The sequence below is a fragment of the Dermacoccus sp. MPR-E5 genome, assembly GCF_058809565.1.
Genome location: NZ_JBXASS010000004.1, coordinates 53,612 through 79,388 on the forward strand (window position 1 = coordinate 53,612; position 25,777 = coordinate 79,388).

The 25,777-nt window shown below is 70.3% G+C and carries 20 protein-coding genes and 1 pseudogene; 16 read left to right on the forward strand and 5 right to left on the reverse strand.

Annotated features, from left to right (window positions below):
• Positions 1-73 precede the first annotated feature (73 nt).
• Positions 74-1,186 (forward strand): dual-specificity RNA methyltransferase RlmN, encoded by a 1,113-nt coding sequence (rlmN, locus tag AC1RS9_RS03900; RefSeq protein ID WP_492920667.1) that lies wholly within the window; start codon positions 74-76, stop codon positions 1,184-1,186.
• A 91-nt stretch (positions 1,187-1,277) separates the two neighbouring features.
• Here the strand turns inward: rlmN and AC1RS9_RS03905 are convergent, their stop codons facing one another.
• The gene (locus tag AC1RS9_RS03905) at positions 1,278-2,381 is read right to left on the reverse strand and encodes an LOG family protein (RefSeq protein WP_473956926.1); all 1,104 of its coding nucleotides are present in this window, start codon (positions 2,379-2,381) and stop codon (positions 1,278-1,280) included.
• A gap of 88 nt (positions 2,382-2,469) precedes the next feature.
• On the opposite strand from AC1RS9_RS03905, the gene AC1RS9_RS03910 reads away from it, so the two are divergent.
• A complete protein-coding gene (locus AC1RS9_RS03910; RefSeq protein WP_286697233.1) occupies positions 2,470-4,377 on the forward strand; it encodes an acetate--CoA ligase in 1,908 nt (635 codons plus the stop codon).
• Between the two features lie 168 nt (positions 4,378-4,545).
• Here the strand turns inward: AC1RS9_RS03910 and AC1RS9_RS03915 are convergent, their stop codons facing one another.
• Positions 4,546-5,796: a saccharopine dehydrogenase family protein gene (locus tag AC1RS9_RS03915; protein ID WP_006944880.1), complete on the reverse strand. Its 1,251-nt coding sequence runs from the start codon at positions 5,794-5,796 to the stop codon at positions 4,546-4,548.
• Positions 5,797-5,908: 112 nt separating this feature from the next.
• Here AC1RS9_RS03915 and AC1RS9_RS03920 point away from each other — a divergent pair, with 112 nt between their 5' ends.
• The 7 genes from AC1RS9_RS03920 to AC1RS9_RS03950 all read left to right on the forward strand — a co-directional run bounded on the left by AC1RS9_RS03920 (position 5,909) and on the right by AC1RS9_RS03950 (position 14,454).
• Positions 5,909-7,288 carry an L-serine ammonia-lyase gene (locus tag AC1RS9_RS03920; protein WP_286697232.1) on the forward strand — a complete coding sequence of 460 codons (1,380 nt, stop codon included), beginning with the start codon at positions 5,909-5,911 and terminating at the stop codon, positions 7,286-7,288.
• A gap of 129 nt (positions 7,289-7,417) precedes the next feature.
• Entirely contained in the window at positions 7,418-8,605 is a 1,188-nt protein-coding gene (gene dxr, locus AC1RS9_RS03925) for a 1-deoxy-D-xylulose-5-phosphate reductoisomerase (RefSeq protein WP_115297189.1), read from the forward strand.
• On the forward strand, positions 8,605-9,927 hold the full coding sequence (locus AC1RS9_RS03930; protein ID WP_074039832.1) for a M50 family metallopeptidase: 1,323 nt from the start codon (positions 8,605-8,607) through the stop codon (positions 9,925-9,927). Before dxr ends, AC1RS9_RS03930 begins: the two co-directional genes overlap by 1 nt.
• 47 nt (positions 9,928-9,974) lie before the next feature.
• Positions 9,975-11,132, forward strand: a complete 1,158-nt coding sequence (gene ispG, locus AC1RS9_RS03935; RefSeq protein ID WP_062257398.1) for a flavodoxin-dependent (E)-4-hydroxy-3-methylbut-2-enyl-diphosphate synthase — start codon at positions 9,975-9,977, stop codon at positions 11,130-11,132.
• Positions 11,133-11,157: 25 nt separating this feature from the next.
• Complete coding sequence (locus AC1RS9_RS03940; protein WP_286697231.1) at positions 11,158-12,075, forward strand: GNAT family N-acetyltransferase; 918 nt, start codon at positions 11,158-11,160, stop codon at positions 12,073-12,075.
• A gap of 120 nt (positions 12,076-12,195) precedes the next feature.
• Positions 12,196-12,600, forward strand: a complete 405-nt coding sequence (locus tag AC1RS9_RS03945) for a DoxX family protein (RefSeq protein ID WP_062257400.1) — start codon at positions 12,196-12,198, stop codon at positions 12,598-12,600.
• 174 nt (positions 12,601-12,774) lie between these two features.
• Positions 12,775-14,454: an acyl-CoA dehydrogenase family protein gene (locus tag AC1RS9_RS03950; protein ID WP_006944872.1), complete on the forward strand. Its 1,680-nt coding sequence runs from the start codon at positions 12,775-12,777 to the stop codon at positions 14,452-14,454.
• 175 nt (positions 14,455-14,629) lie between these two features.
• On the opposite strand, the pseudogene AC1RS9_RS03955 reads toward AC1RS9_RS03950, so the two are convergent.
• Positions 14,630-15,082 (reverse strand): annotated as a pseudogene (locus tag AC1RS9_RS03955) (AIM24 family protein); the annotation flags it as partial.
• Positions 15,083-15,295: 213 nt separating this feature from the next.
• On the opposite strand from AC1RS9_RS03955, the gene AC1RS9_RS03960 reads away from it, so the two are divergent.
• Together AC1RS9_RS03960 and AC1RS9_RS03965 are read left to right on the forward strand one after the other, a co-directional pair.
• On the forward strand, positions 15,296-17,059 hold the full coding sequence (locus AC1RS9_RS03960; RefSeq protein WP_115297187.1) for a proline--tRNA ligase: 1,764 nt from the start codon (positions 15,296-15,298) through the stop codon (positions 17,057-17,059).
• 150 nt (positions 17,060-17,209) lie between these two features.
• The gene (locus tag AC1RS9_RS03965) at positions 17,210-18,001 is read left to right on the forward strand and encodes a TSUP family transporter (RefSeq protein ID WP_006944901.1); all 792 of its coding nucleotides are present in this window, start codon (positions 17,210-17,212) and stop codon (positions 17,999-18,001) included.
• A 75-nt stretch (positions 18,002-18,076) separates the two neighbouring features.
• Here the strand turns inward: AC1RS9_RS03965 and AC1RS9_RS03970 are convergent, their stop codons facing one another.
• Both AC1RS9_RS03970 and AC1RS9_RS03975 read right to left on the reverse strand, forming a co-directional pair.
• Positions 18,077-19,282 (reverse strand): CapA family protein, encoded by a 1,206-nt coding sequence (locus AC1RS9_RS03970; RefSeq protein ID WP_492920577.1) that lies wholly within the window; start codon positions 19,280-19,282, stop codon positions 18,077-18,079.
• Between the two features lie 29 nt (positions 19,283-19,311).
• The gene (locus AC1RS9_RS03975) at positions 19,312-20,310 is read right to left on the reverse strand and encodes a hypothetical protein (protein ID WP_492920578.1); all 999 of its coding nucleotides are present in this window, start codon (positions 20,308-20,310) and stop codon (positions 19,312-19,314) included.
• A gap of 187 nt (positions 20,311-20,497) precedes the next feature.
• Between AC1RS9_RS03975 and AC1RS9_RS03980 the strand changes: the two genes are divergently transcribed.
• The 5 genes from AC1RS9_RS03980 to AC1RS9_RS04000 are packed head-to-tail and all read left to right on the forward strand — an operon-like array spanning position 20,498 to position 25,743.
• On the forward strand, positions 20,498-22,183 hold the full coding sequence (locus tag AC1RS9_RS03980) for a nitrite/sulfite reductase (RefSeq protein ID WP_492920579.1): 1,686 nt from the start codon (positions 20,498-20,500) through the stop codon (positions 22,181-22,183).
• Complete coding sequence (locus AC1RS9_RS03985) at positions 22,180-22,884, forward strand: phosphoadenylyl-sulfate reductase (protein WP_492920580.1); 705 nt, start codon at positions 22,180-22,182, stop codon at positions 22,882-22,884. The genes AC1RS9_RS03980 and AC1RS9_RS03985 overlap by 4 nt, the downstream gene beginning before the upstream one ends.
• Positions 22,881-23,417: an adenylyl-sulfate kinase gene (gene cysC, locus AC1RS9_RS03990; RefSeq protein ID WP_050786489.1), complete on the forward strand. Its 537-nt coding sequence runs from the start codon at positions 22,881-22,883 to the stop codon at positions 23,415-23,417. Before AC1RS9_RS03985 ends, cysC begins: the two co-directional genes overlap by 4 nt.
• Positions 23,414-24,352 carry a sulfate adenylyltransferase subunit CysD gene (gene cysD, locus AC1RS9_RS03995; RefSeq protein ID WP_006944913.1) on the forward strand — a complete coding sequence of 313 codons (939 nt, stop codon included), beginning with the start codon at positions 23,414-23,416 and terminating at the stop codon, positions 24,350-24,352. Before cysC ends, cysD begins: the two co-directional genes overlap by 4 nt.
• 2 nt (positions 24,353-24,354) lie before the next feature.
• On the forward strand, positions 24,355-25,743 hold the full coding sequence (locus AC1RS9_RS04000; protein ID WP_062258543.1) for a sulfate adenylyltransferase subunit 1: 1,389 nt from the start codon (positions 24,355-24,357) through the stop codon (positions 25,741-25,743).
• Positions 25,744-25,777: the final 34 nt, after the last annotated feature.

Genomic DNA, 25,777 nt, shown 5'->3' on the forward strand with positions numbered 1-25,777 from the left:
ATTGAGCACCACCGAATCGACCACGACCGACCTGCCCGAGCCGACGGCGAAGCGTCCCGTTCCGGGCCAGCTGATGTTCACCGCGCCGCGGCGCGGCAAGCCGCCGAAGCACCTGGCGGACTTCGACCTCGCCGGGCGTCAGGCGTTCGCGAAGGAGCTCGGGCTGCCCGCGTTCCGCGCCAAGCAGCTGTCGAACCACTACTTCGAACGCTTCGTCGCCGACCCTGCCGAGATGACGGACCTGCCGAAGAACGGGCGCGAGGAGATGGTCGCGCAGCTCATGCCGACGCTGCTGACGAGCATCAAGACGCTCGTCGCCGACGGCGGTAACACGCTCAAGCAGGTGCACCGCCTGTTCGACGGCGCGCTCGTCGAGAGCGTCATCATGCGCTACCCCGGCCGCGTCACGATGTGCATCTCCAGCCAGGCCGGCTGCGGCATGAACTGCCCGTTCTGCGCGACCGGGCAGGAAGGGCTGACGCGCAACCTCACGACGGCGGAGATCGTCGAGCAGGTCGTCGCCGGCGCGCGGTTGCTGCGCTCCGGCGAGCTGCCCGGCCTCGACGACGACGAGCGCGAGACGCCGCTGCGCGTCAGCAACGTCGTGTTCATGGGCATGGGGGAGGCTCTTGCGAACTACCGCCAGGCGGTCGACGCGATCAAGCGGCTCGTCTCGCCCGCCCCGGAGGGGCTCGGCATGTCGGCTCGCGGCGTGACGATGTCGACGGTCGGGCTCGTGCCGGCCATCGACAAGCTCGCGGCCGAGGGCATTCCGGTGACGCTGGCGCTGTCGCTGCACGCGCCCGACGACGAACTGCGCAACGAGCTGGTGCCCATCAACACGCGCTGGAGCGTCGACGAGGCCCTCGATGCGGCGCATCGCTACTTCGAGGCGACGGGGCGTCGCGTCAGCATCGAGTACGCGCTCATCAAGGACATCAACGACCAGGGCTGGCGCGCGGATCTGCTCGCGAAGAAGCTCAACGCGCGTGGCAAGGGGTGGGTGCACGTCAACCCGATCCCGCTCAACCCGACGCCGGGCTCGAAGTGGACGGCGTCGCGCAAGGGCGTCGAGCAGAACTTCGTTGAGCGCCTACGCGCGGGCGGCATCCCGACGACGGTGCGCGACACGCGCGGCTCCGACATCGACGGAGCGTGCGGGCAGCTCGCCGCCAAGACGGCCTGACGCGAGCAGTTCGCCTCGATCATCGCCCCAAATGCGTCATTCGTGATGCGTTTGGGGCGATGATGCGTCAAGCCTGAGGCTTGCGATGAGCTCAGGCGCCCGTCAACACTGCGAACGCGTCCGCGGGCGTCTCGACGAGGTGGAGGTGGTCGGCGAAGCGTCGCCCCGACGCGAGCGCGGTGAGCGCCGGCCAGACGGGGACGACGTCCGTCCACTGCGAGCGCCCGACGAGGACGAGGTGCGGCAATGGCACGTCGTCGGCGGCGTAGTACAGCGGCGTGACGCTCTGGAAGATCTCCTGCACGGTGCCCGCGGCGCCCTCGAGGACGATGATGCCGCCGCTGGCGCCGGCGAGCAGGCCGTCCTCGCGCAGGGCGTTGGAGAAGAACTTGGCGATGACGTCGCCGAAGACGTTGGGCGGCTCGTGGCCGTAGAACCACGTCGGGATGCCGACGCTGCGCACGTCGTCACCGGCGCCATCAGCCACGCCCAGCAGCTCCCGCGCCGCGAAAGCGCTGTGCGCCCAGGCGTCGATGCTCGGACGGAACGACTCAACGCCCGCCAGGCACTCCAGCGCCGCGTCGAGGCCGCCGACGCGGTCAGCCGCGCCGAGGTTCGCAGCCTCCATCGCGCCGGGCCCGCCGCCGGTCAGGACGACGTGGCCGCCGTCGGCGAGATCGCGCGCCAACCGGGCGATCTCGGCGTACGCGGTACTCGTGCGTCCCATCGCGTGACCACCCATGATGCCGACGGTTCGTCGGCCCTCGAGGCTCTCGTGCAGGGCGTCGCGCATCGACTCGTCGTGCAGCCCGCGCATGGCGCCCGCATAGGCGTCATGCGCCACGCGGCAGTCACGCGACCAGCGATACGCCTGCGCGTCAGGGGTGTGTTCGTAGCCGCGCTCGAGGCCAGCATAGAGCTCGCCGGCGGAGTAGAGACGCGCGCGGTAGGGGTCGATCGGCAGGTGCGGATCGCTGGGAAACAGGATGGCGCCGCGGTCGGTCAACGTCCGGGCCGTGGACGCCGGCACGTGGCCGCCGAGCACGACGAGACCGTCGAAGCGGTTCGGCAGAGCGATCAACGCCTCGCCGGCAGCGCTGGCGAGGTCGACGCCCTGCAGCCGCAGACCGCTGACGGTTCCGCCGTCCTGCAGATGGGCGAGCAGCTCGTCGGCCGAGTGGATCTCACGAAGCATGAGGCCAAGCGTGGCACACGAGCGATTCGTCGCCGAGCACGGCGGCGAACTCACCCGGAACCTCGCCATCACGAGGCAAGATGGGTGTATGACCGACGTCACGTTCGACCACGCCTCACTCCACGCGCGCAGCCTCGACGACCCCGAGGGGTTCTGGCTCGAGGCCGCCAGCGGCGTCGACTGGATCACCCGACCCAAGCGGGCGCTCGACGCCTCGAGCGCCCCGCTGTACCGCTGGTTTCCCGACGCGCGGCTCAACACCTGCTACAACGCGCTCGACCGGCACGTCATCACCGGCCGCGCCGATCAGCCGGCGCTCATCCACGACAGCGCCGTCACCGGCACGAGCCGCACGTACACCTACGCCGAACTGCTCGACGAGGTCGCCCGCCTCGCCGGGGTGCTCCAGGCGCTCGGGGTGGAGAAGGGCGACCGGGTCGTCATCTACATGCCGATGATCGCGGAGGCCGTCATCTCGATGCTCGTCTGCGCGCGCATCGGGGCGGTGCACTCGGTTGTGTTCGGCGGCTTTGCGCCCACCGAGCTGGCCGCACGCATCGACGACGCCCAGCCCAAGGTCGTGCTGTCCGCGAGCTGCGGCGTCGAGCGCACCCGCGTCATCGAGTACAAGCCGATGCTCGACGCGGCACTCGCCCGCGCGTCGCACGAGGTGGGGCACTGCGTCATCGTGCAGCGCCCGCAGTGCGAGGCGAGCCTGGGGGAGAAGGACTTCGACTGGGCGCAGGTCATGGCGCCCGGTGCGGTGCAGCCCGCCGGCTGCGTCGCCGTCGCGGCCACCGACCCGCTCTACATCCTCTACACCTCCGGCACGACGGGGCGGCCGAAGGGCATCGTGCGTGACAACGGTGGCCACGCCGTGGCCCTGACGTGGTCGATGAAGCACGTCTACGGCGTGGAGGCCGGTGACGTGTGGTTCACGGCCAGCGACGTCGGCTGGGTGGTCGGCCACTCCTACATCGCCTACGCGCCGCTGTTCGCGGGCCTGACGACGGTGCTGTACGAGGGCAAGCCCGTCGGCACCCCGGACGCCGGCGCGTTCTGGCGCATCGTCGAGCAGTACGGCGTCGCGGGCCTGTTCACGGCGCCGACGGCGATCCGCGCGATCAAGAAGGAGGATCCGGACGGCTCGTTGATCGCCGGGCACGACCTGTCGTCGTTGCGGACGCTCTTCCTCGCCGGTGAGCGCCTCGACCCCGACACCTACGCCTGGGCGCACGACAAGCTCGGGGTGCCGGTCGTCGACAACTGGTGGCAGACGGAGACGGGGTGGCCCATCGTCGCGAACCCGGTCGGCATCGAGTCGTTCGCGCCGAAGCCCGGATCGGCGACCAAGCCCCTGCCCGGCTACGACGTGCAGGTGCTCGCGCCCGACGGCTCGCCCGTCGAACCAGGCGCCGAGGGTGCCGTGTGCCTCAAGCTGCCGCTGCCGCCCGGTACGCTCGCGACGCTGTGGGGTGGCGACGAGCGCTACGTCAGCTCCTACCTGTCCGCGTTCGAGGGCTATTACCTCACCGGTGACGGCGGCTACATCGACGACGACGGGTACGTGTGGATCATGGGCCGCACCGACGACGTGCTCAACGTCGCGGGGCATCGCCTGTCGACGGGCGCCCTCGAGGCCGCGCTCGCGGGGCACCCCGCCGTCGCCGAGTGCGCCGTCATCGGGGTCGCCGACCAGCTCAAGGGCCAGGTGCCGCGGGCGCTCGTCGTGCTCAAGGCCGGGCGGGAGTACACCGACGACGAGTTGCTCACCGTCCGCGACGAACTCAAGGCGCGCGTGCGCGCCGAGGTCGGGGCGCTCGCCTCGCTCAGCGACGTCGACGTCGTCCAGGCCCTGCCGAAGACGCGATCGGGCAAGATCCTGCGCAAGACGATGCGCCAGATGGCCGACGGTGAGACGCCCCAGGTGCCCGGCACGATCGAGGATGCCAGCGTCCTCGACGCTCTCGGTGAGGTGCTGCGCCACCACTCGTGACGTTCGCGACGCCGCGCGGCGTCGTCCGCGCCGGCTATGACGAGCTGGTGCTGCACCTCGGCGCGGCGGCTGCCGATCTCGGCGCATGCCGAGAACGGTTCGTCCCCGGCACCGCATCGGTCCCGGGGACGAACGCTACGTCACTCGAACTCAGCCGAGCTTTCGAAATCAGCCGAGCTTCGTCACCTCGAGCGTCACGCCGTGCTGACGCAGGCGCTCGGCGTACGGCGCCCCGAGGGCGACTGCGGGCGTGAGGACGCCGCCGTCCGCCTCGCCGGGCAGCGTCGGCAGGTCGCCGAGCGCCAGCGTCACGGCCGCCTCGCCGAGCATGACGGCCGTCGCCTTGTAGCCCGGGTCGCCCTGCGAGGCGACGATCGAGCGGTAGCGGGCGCCGCTCGTCGTCGTCGAGCGGATGTCCATGCGGAAGAAGCCCTTCTCGCGCGCTTCCTCGCTCGGGCCGCTGCCCGGCGCGGGGACGAGGCGTTCGAGCAGCGGGCGCAGACGCTTGACGCCCATCGCGCCGAAGCCCGCCCCCAGCGCACCCGCGACGGCGTACGCCATCGCGCGACCCTTGACGCCCTTGCCGGCCTTCATCACCTCGCGGTAGCGGAAACCCGAGCCGTACACGTGGCCGAGCAGCGCGTTGCTGCGGCGCACGATGCGCGTGTTGTAGGAGGCCATGAGGAACGGCGCGACCCACGCGTCGACGTCGTCGGAGTACCACACCGACAGCGAGTCCTTGAACTCGCCGCTCGGCTCGCGCGAGCGGTCGGGGGAGAGGGAGAACTTGTCGCCGGCGATCTTGCGGCGAGCGGGGTCGTCGGCGATGTCGTCGGCCTGCTGCATCGCCGAGGCGATCGTCCCGCCGCTCATGCCGCCCTTCATCGACGCGTACTCGGTCGTCGCCGTGAGTTCCCCGTCACCGGCCTCACGCGCCGTCTGGGCGAGCAGGAAGACGCCGAGGTCGGAGGGCACCGAGTCGTAGCCGCACGAGTTGACGATACGTGCGCCGTTCGCGCGGGCCGTCGCGTCGTAGCGGTCGATGCAGTCGTGGGCGAAGAGCACCTCGCCGGTGAGGTCGACGTAGTGGGTGCCGGCCTCGGCACAGGCGCCGACGAGCGGCAGGCCGTGGCGCGCGTACGGGCCGACGGTGGAGATGACGACGCGTGCCCGGTTCGCGAGGGCGTGCAGCGACGCCTCGTCGCCGGAGTCGGCTGTCACGATGCCCCAACCGGCGGCGGCTGCGGCCTCGGTGCTCAGGTCGTCGCGCACCTTCTCGACCTTCGAGGCGGTGCGTCCGGCGAGGGCGATGCGGATGTCATTCGGCGCGTGCTCGGCGAGGTGCTTCGCGACGAGCCGGCCGACGAACCCGGTCGCGCCGTAGAGGACGATGTCGAATTCTCGCGTCGTATCAGTCATGCTCCGCAGGCTACCGGTGAGTCACCTGCGCTGCCCACATACCTGAGGGGGGCCTCGATTACTCGTGTGGCCACATTGTGTGCGAATCTGTCCGCATGATGGATGGTGTGGCATGGCGCTGAGTGCATTCGAACTGTACTCGATCGGTATCGGACCCTCGTCGTCCCACACCGTCGGTCCCATGCGAGCCGCGGGGCGGTTCCTCGAATCCTTGCGCGTGGCAGGGCTGTTCGACGACGTCGCGCGCGTCCAGGTCGAACTGTGCGGGTCGCTCGGGCAGACCGGCCACGGGCACGGCTCCGACAAGGCGGTCGTCCTCGGCCTGATGGGTGAGGACCCGGAGACGGTCGACACCGACACCGCGGACGCGCGTTTCCACGCGGTCAAGGAGACCCACCGCCTTCTGCTCGGCGGCCTGCGCGAGGTGCCCCTCGACGACGACGACCTCGTCCTGCACCGCCGCAAGACGCTGCCCGGGCACCCGAACGGCATGATCGCTCGGGCGCTCGGCGCTGACGGATCGGTGCTTCTCGAGCGCGTCTACTACTCCGTCGGAGGCGGGTTCGTCGTCGACGAGGACGCGCTCGGCGCCGACCGTGTCGTGCAGGACACGACGCCCGTCGAGTTCCCGTTCAACACGGGCAAGGAACTGCTCGAGATCTGTGCGCGCACGGGTCTGCCGATCAGCGAGGTCATGATGCGCAACGAGCTGTCGTGGCGCACCGAGGAGGAGGTGCGCTCGGGCATGCTGCACCTGTGGTCGGTCATGGATCAGTGCATCACCAACGGTTTCTCGACCGAGGGCACCCTCCCCGGCGGGCTCAAGGTGCCGCGCCGCGCCCCCGCCATCCACCGTGCGCTGCAGCAGCAGGTCGAGCCCGGCTACCCGATCGACCCGCTCGATGTCATGGACTGGGTCAACCTGTTCGCCATGGCCGTCAACGAGGAGAACGCCGCGGGCGGCCGCGTCGTCACCGCGCCGACGAACGGTGCGGCCGGCATCATCCCCGCCGTCCTCAAGTACTACGTCAAGTTCGTCCCCGGCGCCGATGAGGACGGCATCGTCCGGTTCCTGCTGACGGCTGCGGCCATCGGCATCCTGTTCAAGGAGAACGCCTCCATCTCGGGCGCCGAGGTCGGCTGCCAGGGCGAGGTCGGTTCGGCGTGCGCGATGGCGTCCGGTGCGTTGTGCGAGGTCATCGGCGGCAACCCCGAGCAGGTCGAGAACGCCGCCGAGATCGGCATCGAGCACAACCTCGGCTTGACGTGCGACCCCGTCGGCGGGCTCGTGCAGATCCCGTGCATCGAACGCAACGCGATCGCCTCGATGAAGGCGATCAACGCCGCTCGCCTGTCGCGTCGCGGTGACGGCAAGCACACCGTCAGCCTCGACCAGGCGATGAAGACGATGCGCGAGACCGGCCGCGACATGAGCGTCAAGTACAAGGAGACGGCACGCGGCGGGCTGGCTGTCAACGTCATCGAGTGCTGACGTCCGGGCGAGCGGCGGCCGTCACCGCGTCTCACTGAGGCGCTGAGTGGCGACGCCTCGCGTCGTGAGCGATGGTTCGTCGCAGCGGGCTCGGGGGCGGTTGTCAGACGTCTCGTACACAATGGGGGCGTGACCACCCAGCGCACCGTCTCCCTGCTCGGCTCCACCGGTTCGATCGGCACCCAGGCGTGCCAGATCGCGCGGAACAACCCCGAGCGCTTCCGCATCGTCGCGCTCAGCTCCGGCGGGCGCGACCTCGAGCTCGTCGCGCGTCAGGCCGTCGAGTTCGACGTCGAGCTCGTCGGTATCGCCTCCGGTGACGCGGCACGGCTCGAGACGCTCATCGCCGATGCGGCGTCGGGCGCAGGCAAGCAGGTTGTCAGCCGCGTCGTCAGTGGTGACGACGCGTCGGTGCAGGTCGCGAGCGTCGGTGCGGACGTCGTTCTCAACGGCATCACCGGTTCGATCGGTCTGCGCCCGACGATCGCAGCGCTCGAGGCGGGCAGCACACTGGCGCTCGCGAACAAGGAGTCGCTCATCGTCGGTGGCCCGATCGTCAAGCGTCTCGAAAGGCCCGGGCAGATCGTGCCCGTCGACTCGGAGCACTCGGCCATCGCGCAGGCGCTCACCTCCGGTACGCACGACGAGGTGCGCAAACTCGTCGTCACTGCCAGTGGAGGGCCGTTTCGCGGCATGAGCCGCGCCGCGCTGGCCGACGTCACACCCGCACAAGCCCTGAAGCACCCCAACTTCGCGATGGGCAAGGTCATCACCACCAACTCGGCGACGCTCGTCAACAAGGGCCTCGAGGTGATCGAGGCGCACCTGCTGTTCGACATCCCGATCGATCGTGTCGAGACGGTCGTGCACCCGCAGCAGTACATCCACTCGATGGTCGAGTTCGTCGACGGCGCCGTCGTCGCGCAGCTCGGCCTGCCGACGATGCTCGTGCCGATCGCGATGGGCCTCGACTGGCCGCACCGCATCGCGGGCGTGGAGACACCGATCGACTGGACGAAGGCGATGGACTGGCGGTTCGAACCTCTCGACGACGAGGCGTTCCCCGCCGTTCGCCTCGCCCGTCAGGTGGGTGAGGCCGGCTCGACGTACCCGGCCGTCTACAACGCGGCCAACGAAGAGTGCGTCGAGGCCTTCCACGACGGGCGCATCGGCTTCCTCGACATCGTCGAAACCGTCGAGAAGGTCGTCGACCAGCACGCGCCCGAGAGCGGCGAACCTGACGTCGACGCCGTCCTCGCCGCAGAGACATGGGCGCGCCGCACCGCGCACACGCTGATCGAGAAGGGGCTGCGCTGATGCTGTTCGTCCTCGGGGTGCTGTTCATGATCGTCGGCGTGGCTGCCTCGATCGCGCTGCACGAGATGGGGCACATGGTGCCCGCGAAGAAGTTCGGCGTCCGCGTGCCGCAGTACATGATCGGCTTCGGCCCGACGCTGTGGTCGAAGAAGCGCGGCGAGACCGAGTACGGCGTCAAAGGCATCCCGCTCGGCGGTTACGTGCGCATGATCGGCATGTACCCGCCGAAGGCGGGCGACCCGGACGGCTCCGTGCGCGCCTCGTCGACCGGTCGGTTCAGCCAGCTCGCCGACGAGGTGCGTGAGCAGACCTTCGAGGAGCTGCGCCCCGGTGACGAGAACCGCGTCTTCTACAAGCTCAAGACGTGGCAGAAGGTCACCGTCATGTTCGGTGGGCCGTTCATGAACCTCGTCATCGCTGCGGTCGTCATGACCGTCATGGTGTGCGGCGTCGGCCTGCCGAAGCTCACCGGCACGAAGGTGACGTCGCTGACGACGTGCCTGACGAAGGTCGAACCCGGTCAGAAGTGCCCGACGGGGCAGGAGGCGCCGGCGGCCTCGAGCGGGTTGAAGCTCGATGACGTCATCATCTCGGTCGCGGGGCAGAAGGTGAACAGCAACCTCGAGGCGACCCGCGTCATCCGCGCGCACGGCGGCGAGAAGATCCCGTTCGTCGTCGAGCGTGACGGCCGGCAGCAGACGCTGCAGGTCACGCCGAGGACGACGAAGGTGGCGAAACTCGACGCCGACGGCAACCCCGTCACCGACGCGGGTGGCCAGAACGTCATGATCGACGCCGGGTACGTCGGGCTGTCGATCGGTCAGTACACGTTGCAGCGTCAGGGCCCGGGTGCTGTCCCCGGCATGCTCGGCACGAGCATCAAGCAGACGGCGGGCGTCGTGCTGCACATACCGGAGAAGATGAAGGGCGTCGCGCAGGCGGCGTTCAGCGACGAGGCGCGCGATCCGAACGGGCCGATCTCCGTCGTCGGGGTGACGCGCATCGCGGGCGACGTCGCCGAGTCGTCGAAGGTCGAACTCGGCCAGAAGGTGCTGCTGCTGCTCAACCTGCTCGCCTCCCTCAACCTCGCGTTGTTCGTGTTCAACCTCATCCCGCTGCTGCCCCTCGACGGCGGCCACATCGCGGGTGCGCTGTGGGAGGCGATCAAGCGGCCCATCGCGCGGGCGCGCGGCGTCGCCGGCCCCGTCTACGTCGACGTGACGAAGGCGCTGCCGGTCGCGTACGCCGTCTCGCTCGTCCTCATCGGGATGTCGGTGCTGCTCATCTACGCCGACGTCGTGAAACCCATCACCATCCAGTGAGTCTCGGCCCAGCCCAGGGCGTCGCGCGGCAGTCGTAAGATGGGCTCATGTCGGTTTCTCTCGGTATGCCCTCGGCGCCCGCGCCGGTCATCGCTCCTCGTCGCAAGACGCGCAAGATCAAGGTCGGCAAGGTCGAGGTCGGGGGAGACGCCCCCATCTCGGTGCAGTCGATGACGACGACGCCGACGACCGACATCAACGCCACGCTCCAGCAGATCGCCGAGCTGACGGCCACCGGGTGCGACATCGTCCGTGTCGCGTGCCCGAGCCAGGACGACGCGGAGGCGCTGCCCGCCATCGCTCGCAAGGCGCAGATCCCCGTCATCGCCGACATCCACTTCCAGCCGAAGTACGTCTACGCGGCGATCGAGGCGGGGTGTGCGGGTGTGCGCGTCAACCCGGGCAACATCCGCAAGTTCGACGATCAGGTCAAGCAGATCGCCAAGGAGGCGAAGGACGCCGGGGTCTCCATCCGCATCGGTGTCAACGCCGGTTCGCTCGACAAGCGACTGCTCGAGAAGTACGGCAAGCCGACGGCCGAGGCGCTCGTCGAGTCGGCCGTGTGGGAGGCGTCGCTGTTCGAGGAGCACGACTTCCACGACTTCAAGATCTCCGTCAAGCACAACGACCCCGTCGTCATGGTGCGCGCCTACGAGATGCTCTCCGAGCGGGGCGACTGGCCGCTGCACCTCGGTGTGACCGAGGCCGGGCCCGCGTTCCAGGGCACGATCAAGTCGGCGACCGCGTTCGGCGCGCTGCTGAGCCGCGGCATCGGCGATACGATCCGCGTCAGCCTCTCGGCCCCGCCGGTCGAGGAGGTCAAGGTCGGCAACATGATCCTGCAGTCGCTCAACCTCAAGCCGCGCAAGCTCGAGATCGTCAGCTGCCCGAGCTGCGGGCGCGCGCAGGTCGACGTCTACACCCTCGCCGAGCAGGTGACGAAGGGCCTCGAGGGCATGGAGGTGCCGCTGCGCGTCGCCGTGATGGGCTGCGTCGTCAACGGCCCCGGTGAGGCGCGCGAGGCCGACCTCGGCGTCGCCTCCGGCAACGGCAAGGGCCAGATCTTCGTCAAGGGTGAGGTCATCAAGACGGTGCCGGAGAGCCAGATCGTCGAGACGCTCATCGAGGAGGCGATGCGCATCGCCGAGGAGATGGGCGAGGACGCGGGCGCCGACGGCGCCGGCCCCACCGTCTCGGTCGGCTGACGCCGGCATGCTGCGAGGTTCGGGGGTGCGAGCCCTCGACGCCGGCGACCGCGCCGGCGCGCGGGCGTTGTGCGACCTCGACCCGGTGACGAACGTCTTCGTCGCCGCCCGCCTCGACGAGGGCGCGCTCGGTTCGACGAGCGCTGCCTTCGGTCTCGACGGTGACGTTGGCCAGCCACTCGCGGCAGGGGCGGACTCTTCGGGGTTCGATGCCGACGGGCTGGGTCGAGGCGGCGCTCGCTCGCTCGAGTCCAGTCAACGGCCGCTGCGCTCGATGCTGTGGGCGTCGGCGAATCTCGTCCCCGTCGAGGCGAGCCCTGACGATCTGGAACGCTACGCGGCCCGCGTCAAGTGTGCGCGACGCCGCGTCAGTTCGCTGTTCGGGCCGGCCGAGCAGGTGCTGCCGCTGTGGCAGCTCGTGTCGCGTTCGTACGCGCCGGCGCGCTCGTTCCGCCCCGAGCAGCCGCTCATGGTCGCCTCGCGGGAGGCGCGCGAGCGTCAGGGCATCGAGCCCGAACCGCGCGTGCGCCTGGCCCGACTCGACGAGGTCGACGCCATCGTGCCTGCGGCCGCGGCGATGTTCACCGAGGAGATCGGCTACGCGCCCTACGTCGGCAGTGCCGCGGCCTACCGCGCCGGGGTGCAGCGCCTCGTCATGGGTGGGCGCACCTTCGTCCTGATGGACGGTGCGCGCGTACGGTTCAAGGCCGACGTCGGATCGCTCGCCTCGGGCGTGGCACAGATTCAGGGTGTGTGGATCGACCCCGCCTGGCGCGGCCGCGGGCTCGCCGCACCGTGCATGGCGCGCGTCGTCGACCTGGTCGAGGCGGAGCTCGCGCCCACCGTCAGCCTCTACGTCAACGGGTACAACACCCCCGCGCTGCGTGCGTACGAACGCGCCGGGTTCGAACGCGTCGGGACGTTCGCGACCGTCATCCTCTGATGCGGCGGCGCCGTCGCAGAGGCGACGCGGTGGCACCGCTTATCGATGGGACGAGCGCCCTGCCCCCGCACTTCGACCCGTTTCAACGGCGTTGTCAGGGCGATGTGATGGGGTGGGGGCATGAATCCTGTCACCGGTCTTCGTGAACTTCCGCCCCTGATGCGCGGGCTCGTCGGCGCGTACGTCGTCTCCGGCGTGACGCACCTCGTGCGCCCGCAGGTGTTCGAGCCGACCATTCCGCCGCTGCTACCCAAGGCGCGCGAACTCGTCTACCTCAGCGGTGTCGCCGAACTCGTCTGCGCCGCGGGTCTCGTCAACCCTGCGACGCGCCGAGCCGCGGGTTACGCCTCTGCCGCCCTGCTCGTCGCCGTGCTGCCCGCGAACGTCGAGATGGCGCGTCAGGCGCAGGCGAGTGTCCGACGCCGCTCCACGCCGGGCAAGCAGGCGCGCCTCGCCGGCATGCTCGCGCGGGTCCCGGCGCAGTGGCCGCTCATCAAGGCGAGCCTCGACATCGCTCGCCGCTGACGAGGGCTCGCGAGGCCGACCGTGCGCCGTGCGTGGGTCGCCGTCACTGTGGGTGACGGTTCGCGCCGGACTGATGGGCCCGCGCCGCATTGGCGGGCCCGCGCCGTGCGGTCGGCGTAGACTCCTGCGCGCAGACGCCGCCCGGGCACCGGGCCGGCGATCTACAGTGGCGGCATGACTGACGTGTTCGCGCTCACACCAACCAATCAGGCCGACGTCATGGCCGGGTTCGACGCCGTCGACGCCGACGAGGCGCTCAAGGACGCGGCGAGCGCGTTCGCCTCGCACGAGCATGCCGACGTTCTCGGCCCCCTGCGCGAGCTCGGTGTCATGGCCGGCAGCGAGGAGGCTCGCGAACACGGCATGGCTGCGAACACGTTCACGCCGCGGCATCGCGCCGTCGACCGGTTCGGCGCGCGTACCGACGCCGTCGAGTTCCACCCGTCCTGGCACTGGCTCATGCGCCGCGGCGTCGAGTTCGGTCTCGCGGGCGCGCCCTGGCAGGACGCGTCGGCGGACGCTCACCTGCGGCGGGCAGCGGGCTTCATCACGTGGTCCGGTGTCGAGCCCGGGCACGTCTGTCCGCTGACGATGACCCATGCCGCCGTCCCCGCCCTGCGCGCGGACGAGGCGCTGACGCAGCGTTACGCCGACGGCCTCGCGGCGAGCGTCTACGAGCCCGGCGATCTGCCCGCGGCGAGCAAGGAGGGGCTGCTCGCGGGGATGGGGATGACGGAGAAACAGGGCGGCTCCGACGTGCGCACCAACGTCACCGAGGCCACCCCGTCGGGTTTCGACGACGACGGCGCCGCCGTCTATTCGCTGCGCGGGCACAAGTGGTTCACGAGCGCGCCGACGAACGATCTGTTCCTCGTCCTCGCGCAGGCTCCCGGCGGGCTGACCTGCTTCGTCGTGCCGCGCGTGCACCCTGACGGCACTCGCAACGCGCTGCGCATCGTCCGGCTCAAGGACAAGCTCGGCAACCGCTCCAACGCGAGCAGCGAACTCGAGTTCCACGACGCCTACGCCACTCGCCTCGGTGACGAGGGTGCGGGCGTGCGCACGATCATCGAGATGGTGAGCGCGACGCGGCTCGACTGCGTCCTCGGCTCGGCCGGGCTCATGCGTCGCGCGACGAGCGAGGCGGCCTGGTACACCGCGCGTCGGCATGCCTTCGGCGGCGTCCTCGCCGACAAGCCCGCGATGCAGAACGTCCTCGCCGATCTCGCGATCGAGTCGGAGGCCGCGACGGCGCTCGGCATGCGCCTCGCGGCGAGCGTCGACCGTATCGAATCAGGCGATCCCGGCAGCGAGCACGAGCGCGCGTTCCGTCGCTTCGCACTGCCGCTCGCAAAGTTCTGGGTGTGCAAGCGCACGCCGATGCACGTCGCCGAGGCCCTCGAATGCCTCGGCGGCAACGGGTACGTCGAGGAGTCGGGCATGCCGCTGCTGTTCCGCGAGTCGCCGCTCAACTCGATCTGGGAGGGCTCGGGCAGCGTCAACGCCCTCGACGTCCTGCGCGCCCTGACGCGTTCGCCGGAGGCGTTCGAGGCCTTCAGCCGCGAGCTCGACGTGACCCGCGGCGACCACCCCGGGCTCGACGTCGCGACGAAACAGGTGCTCGCCGACGTCGTGTCGTTGACGCCCGACGACGCGGAGTACCGCGCCCGCGACATCAGCGCTCGAATGGCCGTCGTCCTCCAGGCGAGCCTGCTGCTGCGCAGCGCGCCGTCGAGCGTCAGCGACGCGTTCATCGCGAGCCGCGTGCAGGGGGAGTGGGGCGGCGTGTTCGGCACCCTCGGCACGTCGGCCGCGAGCGCCGCCATCGCCCGACGCGCGACGCCGCGGCCCTGACGCCCTGGCGGTCAGTTGAACAGCCCGCCGAGGCCGCCCTGCTCGTTCGTCGAGGGCATGAGCTTGGCGGCCCACTCCGCGAACGCCTGCGGGTTGCGTGACTGCAGGAGCACGCGCCCGGGCCCGACGAAGTTGAAACGAGCCCTTCACCGGACTTCATCGACTGGATCGAGCGTCCTTCGACCGCCCGACGCGTTGTGAACTGCATCCCCAGGTCGTAGGCGATGACGTGCCCGGTGTGGATGACGTCACGCTCGCCCGGAGCGAGGTCCATGACGGCGACCGCGCCGTAGACGCTGAGGCCCTGACCGCTGGCCTCGAGGCCGAAGCCGCCCTCGCCGCCGAAGAGGTTCTTCATGCCACCGAACTGCGAGGTGACCTCCATGCCCTCACTGTTGGCCATCCAGTTGCCGCTGACGACGAAGCAGGGGCGATCGGGCTGGATCTCGAGCGCCAGCATGCCGCCGGGCAGGACGCCGGCGATGTCGACCCACCCGCCCTCGGCGGGGGCGGTGTACGTCGTCGAGAAGAAGGACTCACCGCAGAGCACGGAGCGCTTGAGCCCCTCCATGATGCCGCCGCTGGCGGCCTTGCTGGAGATCTGCACGCCGGGCGAGTGCGCCATCATGGCCCGCTCTCGACCTGCACGCTCTCACCCGCCTCGAGCAGGAGACGGGAGACGGCGAAGGACGGATTGTGACGTCGTCGAATCTGCATGGATCTCAGGAAGGCCTCGCGGCCCGAGCGTCGGGTGGATGCGGGCCGTGCACGCCCTGGGCGGGCCGGGATAGTGTGGGGCCGAGTCACGCGGAGCGACCGCGACACGACCCGAGGAGAGACCGTGGCCCAGCGCATGTCCAACCTGTTCCTGCGAACGCTTCGCGAGGATCCGGCGGACGCTGAGCTGCCGGGCCACAAGCTGCTCGTGCGCGCCGGCTACATCCGACGCGCCGCGCCCGGCGTGTACACGTGGTTGCCGCTCGGGCTCAAGGTGCTGCGTAACGTCGAGACCATCGTCCGCGAGGAGATGGAGGCCATCGGCGCGCAGGAGCTGAGCTTCCCCGCGCTGCTGCCGCGCGAACCCTATGAGGCGACGAACCGCTGGGACGAGTACGGCCCCAACCTGTTCCGCCTGCAGGACCGCAAGGGCGTCGACATGCTCCTCGGCCCGACGCACGAGGAGATGTTCACCATCACGGTGAAGGACATGTTCTCGAGCTACAAGGACCTGCCGACGACGCTGTTCCAGATCCAGACGAAGTACCGCGACGAGGCCCGCCCGCGCGCCGGCCTGCTGCGCGGGCGCGAGTTCATCATGAAGGACTCGTACTCCTTCGATCACACGAAGCAGGGCCTCGAGGAGAGCTACGCCAAGCACCGCGGCGCGTACGTCAAGATCTTCGACCGCCTCGGCTTCGAGTACGTCGTCGTCCACGCCGACTCGGGTGCGATGGGCGGTTCGGCGTCGGAGGAGTTCCTCGCCGTCAGCCGCCACGGTGAGGACACGTTCGTCCGCTCGCCCGGCGGTTTCGCGGCGAACGTCGAGGCCGTCGTCGTGCCGCAGGCCGAGCCCGTCGAGGTGAGCGTCGGCCCCGCACACATCGAGGACACACCCGAGACCCCGACCATCGAGACGCTCGTCGCGGCCCTCAACGCGAATCACCCGCGCGACGACGGACGCGAGTGGACGGCTGCCGACACACTGAAGAACGTCATCGTCATGCTCGTCCACCCCGACGGCACGCGCGAACCGCTCGCGATCGGCGTGCCCGGCGATCGCGAGGTCGACGCCAAGCGCCTCGAGGCTCAGGTCGCTCCGGCCGACGTCGAGGCGTTCGAGGAGAAGGACTTCGCCGCCTACCCGATGCTCGCGAAGGGCTACATCGGCCCGGGCGTGCTCGGCGAGGAAAAGGCCTCCGGCATCCGTTACCTGCTCGACCCCAGCATCGCCGAGGGCTCGGCGTGGGTGACGGGCGCCGACGTCAGCGGCAAGCACGTCATCGACCTCGTCCACGGCCGCGATTTCACCGCCGACGGCACGATCCAGGCGGCGCAGATCAAGGAGGGCGACCCGGCCCCCGACGGTTCGGGCCCCCTGACGCTCGCGCGCGGCATCGAGATGGGTCACATCTTCCAGCTCGGCACGAAGTATGCCGAGGCGCTCGGGCTCAAGGTGCTCGACGAGAACGGCAAGCTCGTGACGGTGACGATGGGCTCCTACGGCATCGGCGTCTCCCGCGCCGTCGCCGCCATCGCTGAGGACAACCTCGACGACAAGGGCCTCATCTGGCCGCGTCACATCGCGCCGTTCGACGTCCACGTCGTCGCCACGGGCAAGGACGCCGCGGTCTTCGAGAAGGCGGAGCAGGTCGTCGCCGACCTCGAGTCGGCCGGGCTCGGCGTCCTGTTCGACGACCGTCCGAAGGTCAGCCCCGGCGTGAAGTTCAAGGACGCCGAGCTCATCGGCGTCCCGACGATCGTCGTGCTCGGGCGCGGCCTCTCCGACGGCACGATCGAAGTCAAGGACCGCCGCTCGGGCACCTCGCGTGACGTCGGCGTCGACGAGGTGGCGGCCGAGGTGCTCTCCGAGGTGCGCGGCGCCTGATCCCACCTTGCGTCACGAGAGCCACCACGGCCCGACGTGGTGGCTCTCGCGCGTCGAACGGCCGCCGCCCCGGTCACGAGCGGCGCGGGCGCGGCGGTCACGGACTGAGAGACGTTTGCGGGCACGCGGCGCGCGGCCCAGGATGACGGGGTGAACGACCCGGGAACCCTGACGCTCACCCTGCTGGCGCTCGCGGCGGCCTGCGCGGGATGGATCGACGCCGTCGTCGGCGGAGGCGGGCTCGTGCAGTTGCCGGCCCTCATGGTCGCGTTCCCGCACGCCGCGCCGGCCCAACTGCTCGCGACGAACAAGCTGGGTTCGATCTGTGGCACATCGGTGAGCTCGGCGACGTACCTTCGGCGGGTGCGTCCCGATCTGCGCACCGCGCTGCCGCTCGCCGTGATGGCGTTCGCCGGCTCGATGGCGGGTGCGGCGCTCGCCAGTCACATCCCGCGCAGCGCGTTCAACCCGATCATCCTCGTCGTCCTCGTCGCCGTCGGCGCGTACACGCTGTTCAAGCCGTCGATGGGGCAGCTCGAGAACCTGCGGCACGCCGGCAGCCGGCGCCATTACGCGACGGCGGGCGCCGTCGGCCTGGGCGTCGGCCTGTACGACGGCGCGCTCGGCCCGGGGACGGGCTCGTTCTTCGTCTTCGCGCTCGTCAGCCTGCTCGGCTACCGCTTCCTCGAGGCCTCCGCCAAGGCCAAGCTCGCCAACTTCGCGACGAACCTCGCCGCCCTCGTCGTGTTCATCCCGGCAGGTGCGGTGGCCTGGCGTGTCGGCCTCGTGCTCGGCGTCGCGAACCTCGCGGGCGGCTATCTCGGCGCCCGGACCGCCGTCTCGAAGGGGGCCGGGTTCGTGCGCGCCGTGTTCGTCGTCGTCGTGGGGGCCTTCGTCGTCAAGCTCAGCTACGACACCGCCGCGCAGTTCGGCCTGCTCTGATGCTCAGCCGCGCCCGGCGCCTCACCGGCTACCACGGCTCGAGCGTCCGGCGACGGCGGCGGGTGCCGTCACCCGTCAGGACGCCGGCTTGGCGTCGCAGCCGAACGCACCCATCGTCGCGGTCGTCTTGGCGTAGGATGCTGGGTTCTGCGACGGGGTGGCCAGCTCGACGACGCGCGTCTTCTGGTCCTGATAGGTGGGCTGGTACGTCATAGATTGGCTGATCTTGCCGCCCGCGTCGCGCGTGAAGGTGACGCTCGCGTACGCGCCGTCCGCCGTGCCCGGCAGATATGCGGCCTGCTGGCCGGAGAACAGGTTGCCGAGGGCGTAGGAGACGTATCGTCCGTCGATCTTCTGGCACGGCTGCACGATGTGCGGATGGTTGCCGATGATCCACTCGACCTGCCCGGAGCGCAGCAACGCGTCCGCGTACTTCTTCTGCTCCGCCGAGACCGGCTTGTACTCACGTCCCCAGTGCATCGACACGACGACGATGTCGGCGCCCTGCTTGCGTGCTTCGGCGGCATCGGCCTCGATGCCTTCCGGGGTGCGCACCGCGTACAGGTTGTCCGCGACCCAGGGCGCGTCCTTGGGAGTGCCCGTCTGGTCGCCGTTGATGCGGTTGTCGAGCGTGTAGCTGTACGACAGTTGCGCGACCTTGAACCCCTTGGCCTCGTAGAACACGGGCTGGCCCTTCTCGCCGGCAGACGCGGCCGGGCCGGCCGCCTGCAGACCGTTCGCGGCCATGACGCTGCGCGTGCTCGCCAGCCCGGAGAGGCCGCGGTCGTAGGCGTGGTTGTTGGCCGTCGAACACCCGTCGAACCCAATGGACTTCACCGTCGTCGCGAACTCGTGGGGCGCGTTGAAGCTCAGCTCGCGCGCCAGGTTCGTGTCGTCACGCGACAGCGGGTTCTCCATCTGGCAGATGCGTAGATCGCCCGCCTGCGTGACGGGGGAGATCTGGCCGAAGAACTGGTCGAAGCGGTACCCCGTGCCGCCTGCGGCACGACGGGCCATCTGCGTGACCGACGGGTGGACGATGAGGTCGCCCGACGCGCCGATCGTGATGCTGCCCGGCTTGTTCTTGACCGGCTCCGGGGGAGCGACCGAAGAGCTGGCCGAGGGACTCGCACTCCCACCGGAACTGCTCGACGCGCCGGCCTTCGATGACGCCCCGGAGCTCGAAGCGCCGCCCGTGTCGTGCGAGCTGCCCGAACAGGCCGTGAGAGCGAGCAGCGAGATCAGTGGTGCGGCGGCGGCCGCGCGTCCCCGAATACGCATGCGGACGAGTTTATTCCCGGCGGGCGTGCTCAGGTCGCGAGGCCCGGGAACGGCGAGACGCTGCCCCCACCGAAGCGCACCGTGCGGGCCGCGCTAGACCACGCGAGCAGCAGCCCGTTGACATCATCGGCGCTGCGCGTGCCCGTCGCCGCGACGGCGCACGCCGACATCAGAGCCGCGGCCGCCTTGCCCGCATCGGCGCGGGCCGCGGCGAGCGAGTCGTAGCGGCGCGCGGGCGCAGCGGGGCTCGCGGAAGCAGACGATGACGACGACGGCGACCCCGATGACGCCGACGATTCCGCGAGCGAGCGCACGGCGTAGAGGTCGTCGAGCAGGTCGGGGACGTCGCCGCGATCGTCGGGATCGGTGCGCGCTGCCCACCACTCGAGCGCGTGGATCGTCACCGCGTTCGCCTCGAGCAGCGCCGACGACGAGGGCACCGACGCCGTCGCGGACCACGGCACGGAGACGCCACCCGGCAGCGAGCTGAGCCCGCGCGCGGCGATCGACAGGGCGAGAGGCCTCGATGTCGCCGAAACCTTCTGCAGGCTCGCGCACAGCGCGGGGGAGACCCAGTCGCTCTCGGCGCGGGTCCACGCCGTCGCGGCGGGGCTGCTGCTCGCCGAGGGCGACGACGCCGGGGCGCTCGCGCGGGAGCTCTTTCCGGACGCCGACGCCCATGGCGACGCAGACGCTGACGCCGACACGCTGGGCGCCGCAGTGGCGCTGACGCTGGGCAGCGACGTCGCGCCGATGCCGCGCAGCGTCGCGTCGAGTCGTTTGAGTTCGGCGACGTGGGCGCCCTGCGCGTCGGCGGCCTCCCGGCGGTGGTTCGTCTCCTGGCTCGCCGCGCTCATCGCGACCACGAGGTGACGACGCACAGCCTCGAGGGGGCCCGAATCGGGCGCCGGTGCCGCCGTCGGCCCCGGCAGGGGCGCGTCCTTCTCCACGCGCAGCCTGCATGCGCTCGTGGTGGTGAGGACGACGGCGGCGAGCGCGGTGCGGCGGGTGAGACGAGCATCGGGCATGGGCACAGTCTCGCACGCACTGGCCGCGCGTTCCGGCGGGCGGTGACGCCAGGCGCACCGTGGGCGCGTCAGGCTCACCGCGCCTTCCCACAGGATGAACACCCCGTTATCCATCATTTGCAGTTTTGCTGAACCGAAGACAAGGTTATGTACTTCGAGCCCGAGAGAAACGACGAAGGAGCGGACGATGACGACGACGAGTGAACGTCCCCGCGCCACGCAGCGCACGGCCAAGCCCGAGGGGCAGTGGGCCAAGGGCGAGTTCGACCCGCTCAACCCGAACGAGGTCTTCAAGGCCGAGGACGCGCCCCTCAACGTGCGCGCCCGCATCCTCGAGCAGTACGCCCGCGAGGGCTTCGACAGCATCTCGGGCACTGACCTGCGCGGCCGCATGCGCTGGATGGGCCTGTACACCCAGCGCAAGCAGGGCATCGACGGCGGCAAGACGGCGACGCTGGCGCCCGAGGAGCTCGACGACGAGTACTTCATGATGCGCGTGCGCATCGACGGCGGGCAGCTCTCCCGCGAGCAGCTGCGGGTGCTCGCGAGCATCTCCACCGATTTCGCACGTGGTACGGCCGACATCACCGACCGCAACAACATCCAGTACCACTGGATCGCGATCGAGGACGTGCCGGAGATCTGGCGCCGTCTCGAGGCCGTCGGTCTCGACACGCTCGAGGCCTGCGGTGACTGCACGCGCACCACGCTCGGTTCGCCGGTGGCCGGCGTGCACCCCGACGAGGTGATCGACGCGACCCCCGCGATCGACTTCATCAAGGCCAACTACGTGGGCGACCCGGATCTCGCGAACCTGCCGCGCAAGTTCAAGTCGTCGATCGCGTGGCTGCCCGACGCCGCCCCTGAGATCAACGACATCAGCTTCGTCGGCGTCGTCCACCCCGACCACGGCCCCGGCTTCGATCTGCAGATCGGGGGAGGGCTGTCGACGAAGGCGTTCTTCGCGCTGCGCCTCGGTGCCTGGGTGCCGCTCGAAGAGGTGCCCGAGGTCTGGCTCGCGACCGTCAAGCTGTTCCGCGACCACGGCTACCGCCGGCTGCGCAACCGCGCGCGTCTCAAGTACCTCGTCGAGGACTGGGGCGCCGACAAGACGCGTGAGGTGCTGGAGCGCGAATACCTCGGGCGCCCCCTGCTCGACGGGCCCGCCGCGCCCACGCCGAAGCACACGATCGACCACGTCGGTGTGCATCGTCAGAAGGACGGACGCAACCTCGTCGGGTTCGCGCCGATCGCAGGGCGCACGAGCGGCGCGGCGCTCGCGGGCGTCGCCGACGCGATGGAGGCCGCCGGCAGCGACCGGCTGCGCCTGACCGCCTACCAGAAGCTCGTCGTCCTCGACGTGCCCGACGACGCCGTCGAGCCGCTGCTCGAGACGATGCGGCCGCTTGGCTTCGACGGGCGTCCGTCGCCGTGGCGCCGCGCGACGATGGCGTGCACGGGCCTGGAGTTCTGCAAGCTTGCCATCGTCGAGACGAAGCAGCGAGCCCACGACCTCGTCGCCGAGCTCGAGGAGCGTCTCGGCCACCTCGACGACCAGCTCGAGCACCCCATCGCGATCCATCTCAACGGTTGCCCGAACAGTTGCGCCCGCATCCAGGTGGCGGACATCGGTCTCAAGGGCCAGATCATCACCGACGCGGCCGGTGACCAGGTGCCCGGCTACCAGGTCCACCTCGGTGGTGGCCTGGGCGAGGACCTCGTCGTCGGGCGCAAGCTGCGCGCCCACAAGGTCGCCGCGAGCGAGCTGGGCGACTACGTCGAACGCGTCGTGACGCGGTACGTCGCCGCACGCGAGAGCGGCGAGAGCTTCGGCGACTGGGCCCGCCGCGCCGACGAGGAGGAGCTGCGATGACGCAGGTCGTGCGCGAGCCCGACGAGCTGCGTCGGATCGCCATTCGGGCCGCCGGCGAGCTCGACGGTGCACCGGCAGATGCCGTGCTCGATTGGGCGGCCGCGGAGTTCGGGGAACGCTTCGCCGTGGCCACCTCCATGCAGGACGCCGTGCTGACGCATCTCGCGTCCCGCAGCCTGCCCGGCGTCGACGTGCTCTTCCTCGACACCGGGTACCACTTCGAAGAGACGCTGCAGACCCGCGACGCGGTCGCCTCGACGTACGACGTCGCGCTGCGCACCCTCGAACCGTCCCAGAGCGTGGCGGAGCAGGATGCGACGTACGGCGCGAACCTCTTCGAACGCGACCCCGATCTGTGCTGCGCGCTGCGCAAGACCCACCCGCTCGACGAGGCCCTCGACGGCTACGAGGCCTGGGCCACCGGTGCGCGTCGCAGCGAGGCGATCACGCGGCGCGACACACCGGTCGTCAGCTTCGACGAGCGCCGCGAACGCATCAAGGTCGCGCCGATCGTCGCGTGGAGCGACGCCGACGTCGAGGCCTACATCGCCGAGCACGCCATCGTCACGAACCCGCTGCTCACCCAGGGCTACCCCTCGATCGGGTGCGCCACGTGCACCCGCCGGGTGGCGCCGGGCGAGGACGCGCGCGCCGGACGCTGGGCGGGCCGCGACAAGGTCGAATGCGGGATCAACACATGAGCGCCGCGACCGTGTGGCTCACGGGCCTGTCCGGAGCGGGCAAGTCGACGCTCGCCGAGCGCCTCGTCGCCACCCTGCGCGAGCGGGGCGAACGCGTCGAACTGCTCGACGGCGACGAACTGCGCACCTCCCTCAGCGCCGGCCTCGGGTTCTCCCGGGCGGACCGGAACACCCACGTGACGCGCGTCGGTTTCGTCGCCGACCTGCTCGCCCGCAACGGTGTGTGGGCGATCGTGCCGGTCATCGCCCCGTACGCCGATGCACGCGCCGAGAACCGCGCACGCCACGAGCGCAGCGGTAGTCGCTACCTCGAGGTCTTCGTCGCAACGTCGCTCGAGGAGTGCGCGCGACGCGACGTCAAGGGCCTGTACGCCCGGGCCGAGGCCGGCGAATTCACCGGAATGACAGGCCTCGACGACCCCTACGAGGTTCCGACCAACCCCGAATTGCGTCTCGAGACCCAGGGCCGCTCGATCGAGGAATCCCTCGCCGAGATCCTGCGTCTCATCGACGAGGAGAGGACACCCGCATGACCGAGACGATGACGCCACCGGACGTCTCCACGAACCCCGCCGGCGAGCTGTCGACGTTGCGGGCACTCGAGGCCGAGGCCATCGAGATCATCCGCGAGGTCATCGCCGAGTTCGAACGCCCTGCGCTGCTGTTCAGCGGCGGCAAGGACTCCGCAGTGCTGCTGCACGTCGCACTCAAGGCGCTCGCCCCCGCGCCGTTGCCGCTGACGCTGCTGCACGTCGACACCGGCCACAACCTGCCTGAGGTCATCGCGTTCCGGGACGAGGTCGTCGCCCGTCATGGCCTGCGCCTCCACGTCGCGGCGGTCGAGGACTGGATCGCCGACGGCCGCCTGCAGGAACGCCCCGACGGCACCCGCAACCCCCTGCAGACGGTGCCCCTCGTCGACACGATCGAGGCAGAACGCTTCGACGCCCTCCTCGGCGGGGCGCGCCGGGACGAGGATCGGGCGCGCGCGAAGGAGCGCATCTTCTCGGTGCGCAGCGCCATGGGAGGGTGGGACCCGCGCGGGCAGCGTCCGGAGCTGTGGAACCTCTACAACGGCCGTCACGCCCCCGGCGAGAACACGCGTGTGTTCCCGCTGAGCAACTGGACCGAACTGGACGTCTGGCGCTACATCGAGGCCGAGGACGTCGCGCTGCCGCCGATCTACCACGCGCACGAGCGCCAGGTCTTCCTGCGTGACGGCATGTGGCTGACGCCGGGGCCCTGGTTCGGGCCGCGCGACGACGAACCCCTCGTCACCCGCTCGGTGCGCTACCGCACCGTCGGTGACGGCTCCTGCACGGGCGCCGTCGAGTCCGAGGCCCGCACGACCGCCGACATCATCGCCGAGATCGCCGCGAGCCATCTCACCGAGCGCGGAGCCACCCGCGCCGACGACCGCCTCTCCGAGGCCGCTATGGAAGATCGCAAGCGAGAGGGCTACTTCTAGAGATGACGACCACGACCACCCGTGCCGCCGACGCACCACGTTCGTCCACCGAGCACGCACCGACCGCCTCGCCCGGTTCCCAGCTCCGCCTCGTCGTGGCGGGCAGCGTCGACGACGGCAAGTCGACCCTCGTGGGTCGTCTGCTGCACGACACGAAGAACATCCTCGCCGACACCTACGACTCGATGGTCGCCGCGAGCACGTCACGCGGCGCCGAGCAGGTCGACCTTGCTCTCCTGACGGACGGGCTGCGCGCCGAGCGCGAACAGGGCATCACGATCGACGTGGCGTACCGGTACTTCTCCACGCCCCGGCGCACCTTCGTCCTCGCCGACACCCCGGGGCACGTGCAGTACACGCGCAACATGGTCACCGGCGCCTCCACCGCTGACGCAGCCGTCGTCCTCGTGGACGCGCGACACGGGGTCAGCGACCAGACGCGTCGTCACGCCGCGTTGATGGCGCTGCTGCGTGTTCCGCACGTCATCTTCGCCGTCAACAAGATGGATGCCCTCGAGTGGTCGCGCTCGCGGTTCGACGAGGTCCGGACCCAGGCGATCGACCTGGCCGACAGGGTGGGCCTCAGCGATCCCCGCGTCGTCGCGCTATCTGCGCTGACGGGCGAGGGGGTCGTCGCTCCGGCCCCCGACGGGTACGACCACCCGCCGCTGCTCGACCTGCTCGAGTCGCTACCCGTCCGCGATGACCTGCGGGCCGAGTCGTTCCGCATGCCGGTCCAGCTCGTCATCCGGCCTCGCACCGCCGAGCATCCGGATTATCGCGGTCTCGCCGGCCGCATCGCCTCCGGCGTCCTGCACGTCGGTGACCGTGTGCGCGCGGTGTCCTCGGGCCTGACGAGCCGGGTCGTCGCGATCGACACTCCGGTGGGCTCGCGTGAGGTGGCCGTAGCGGGCGAGTCAGTGACGGTGCGTCTGGGCGACGAACTTGACGTCGCTCGTGGTGAGGTCCTGTCGCTCGTGGCCGACCCCGATCAACCGGTTGCCGACTCCGAGGTGAGCGGAGTGCTCGCGTGGCTCGCGGCCGCGGACGGGCGTGTCCGTCAGCGCGTCCTCGTCAAGGCGGGCACCAAGGTGGTGCGCGCGGTCGTCGACGACATCACACATCTGTGGGACGTCGAGACGAGCACGTGGCACGTAGCCGGCCCTGAAGCAGTGATGACGCTCAACACGATCGGACGAGTCCGTCTGCGTCTGGCCGAGCCCGTGGTGCTCGACCCGTACGACAGCCACCGGGCGACCGGCGCGTTCCTCGTCATCGATCCCGCGAGCGGCGCCACGCTCGGAGCCGGCATGTCGGGTGCGGGGCTCGGTTCGGGTGCGGACGACGACGCCGCGCAGCTCGAATCCGAAGAGGATTGGCTGGCTGGCTGACATGCGCGACGATCACGCACCTGTCGATGCCGTA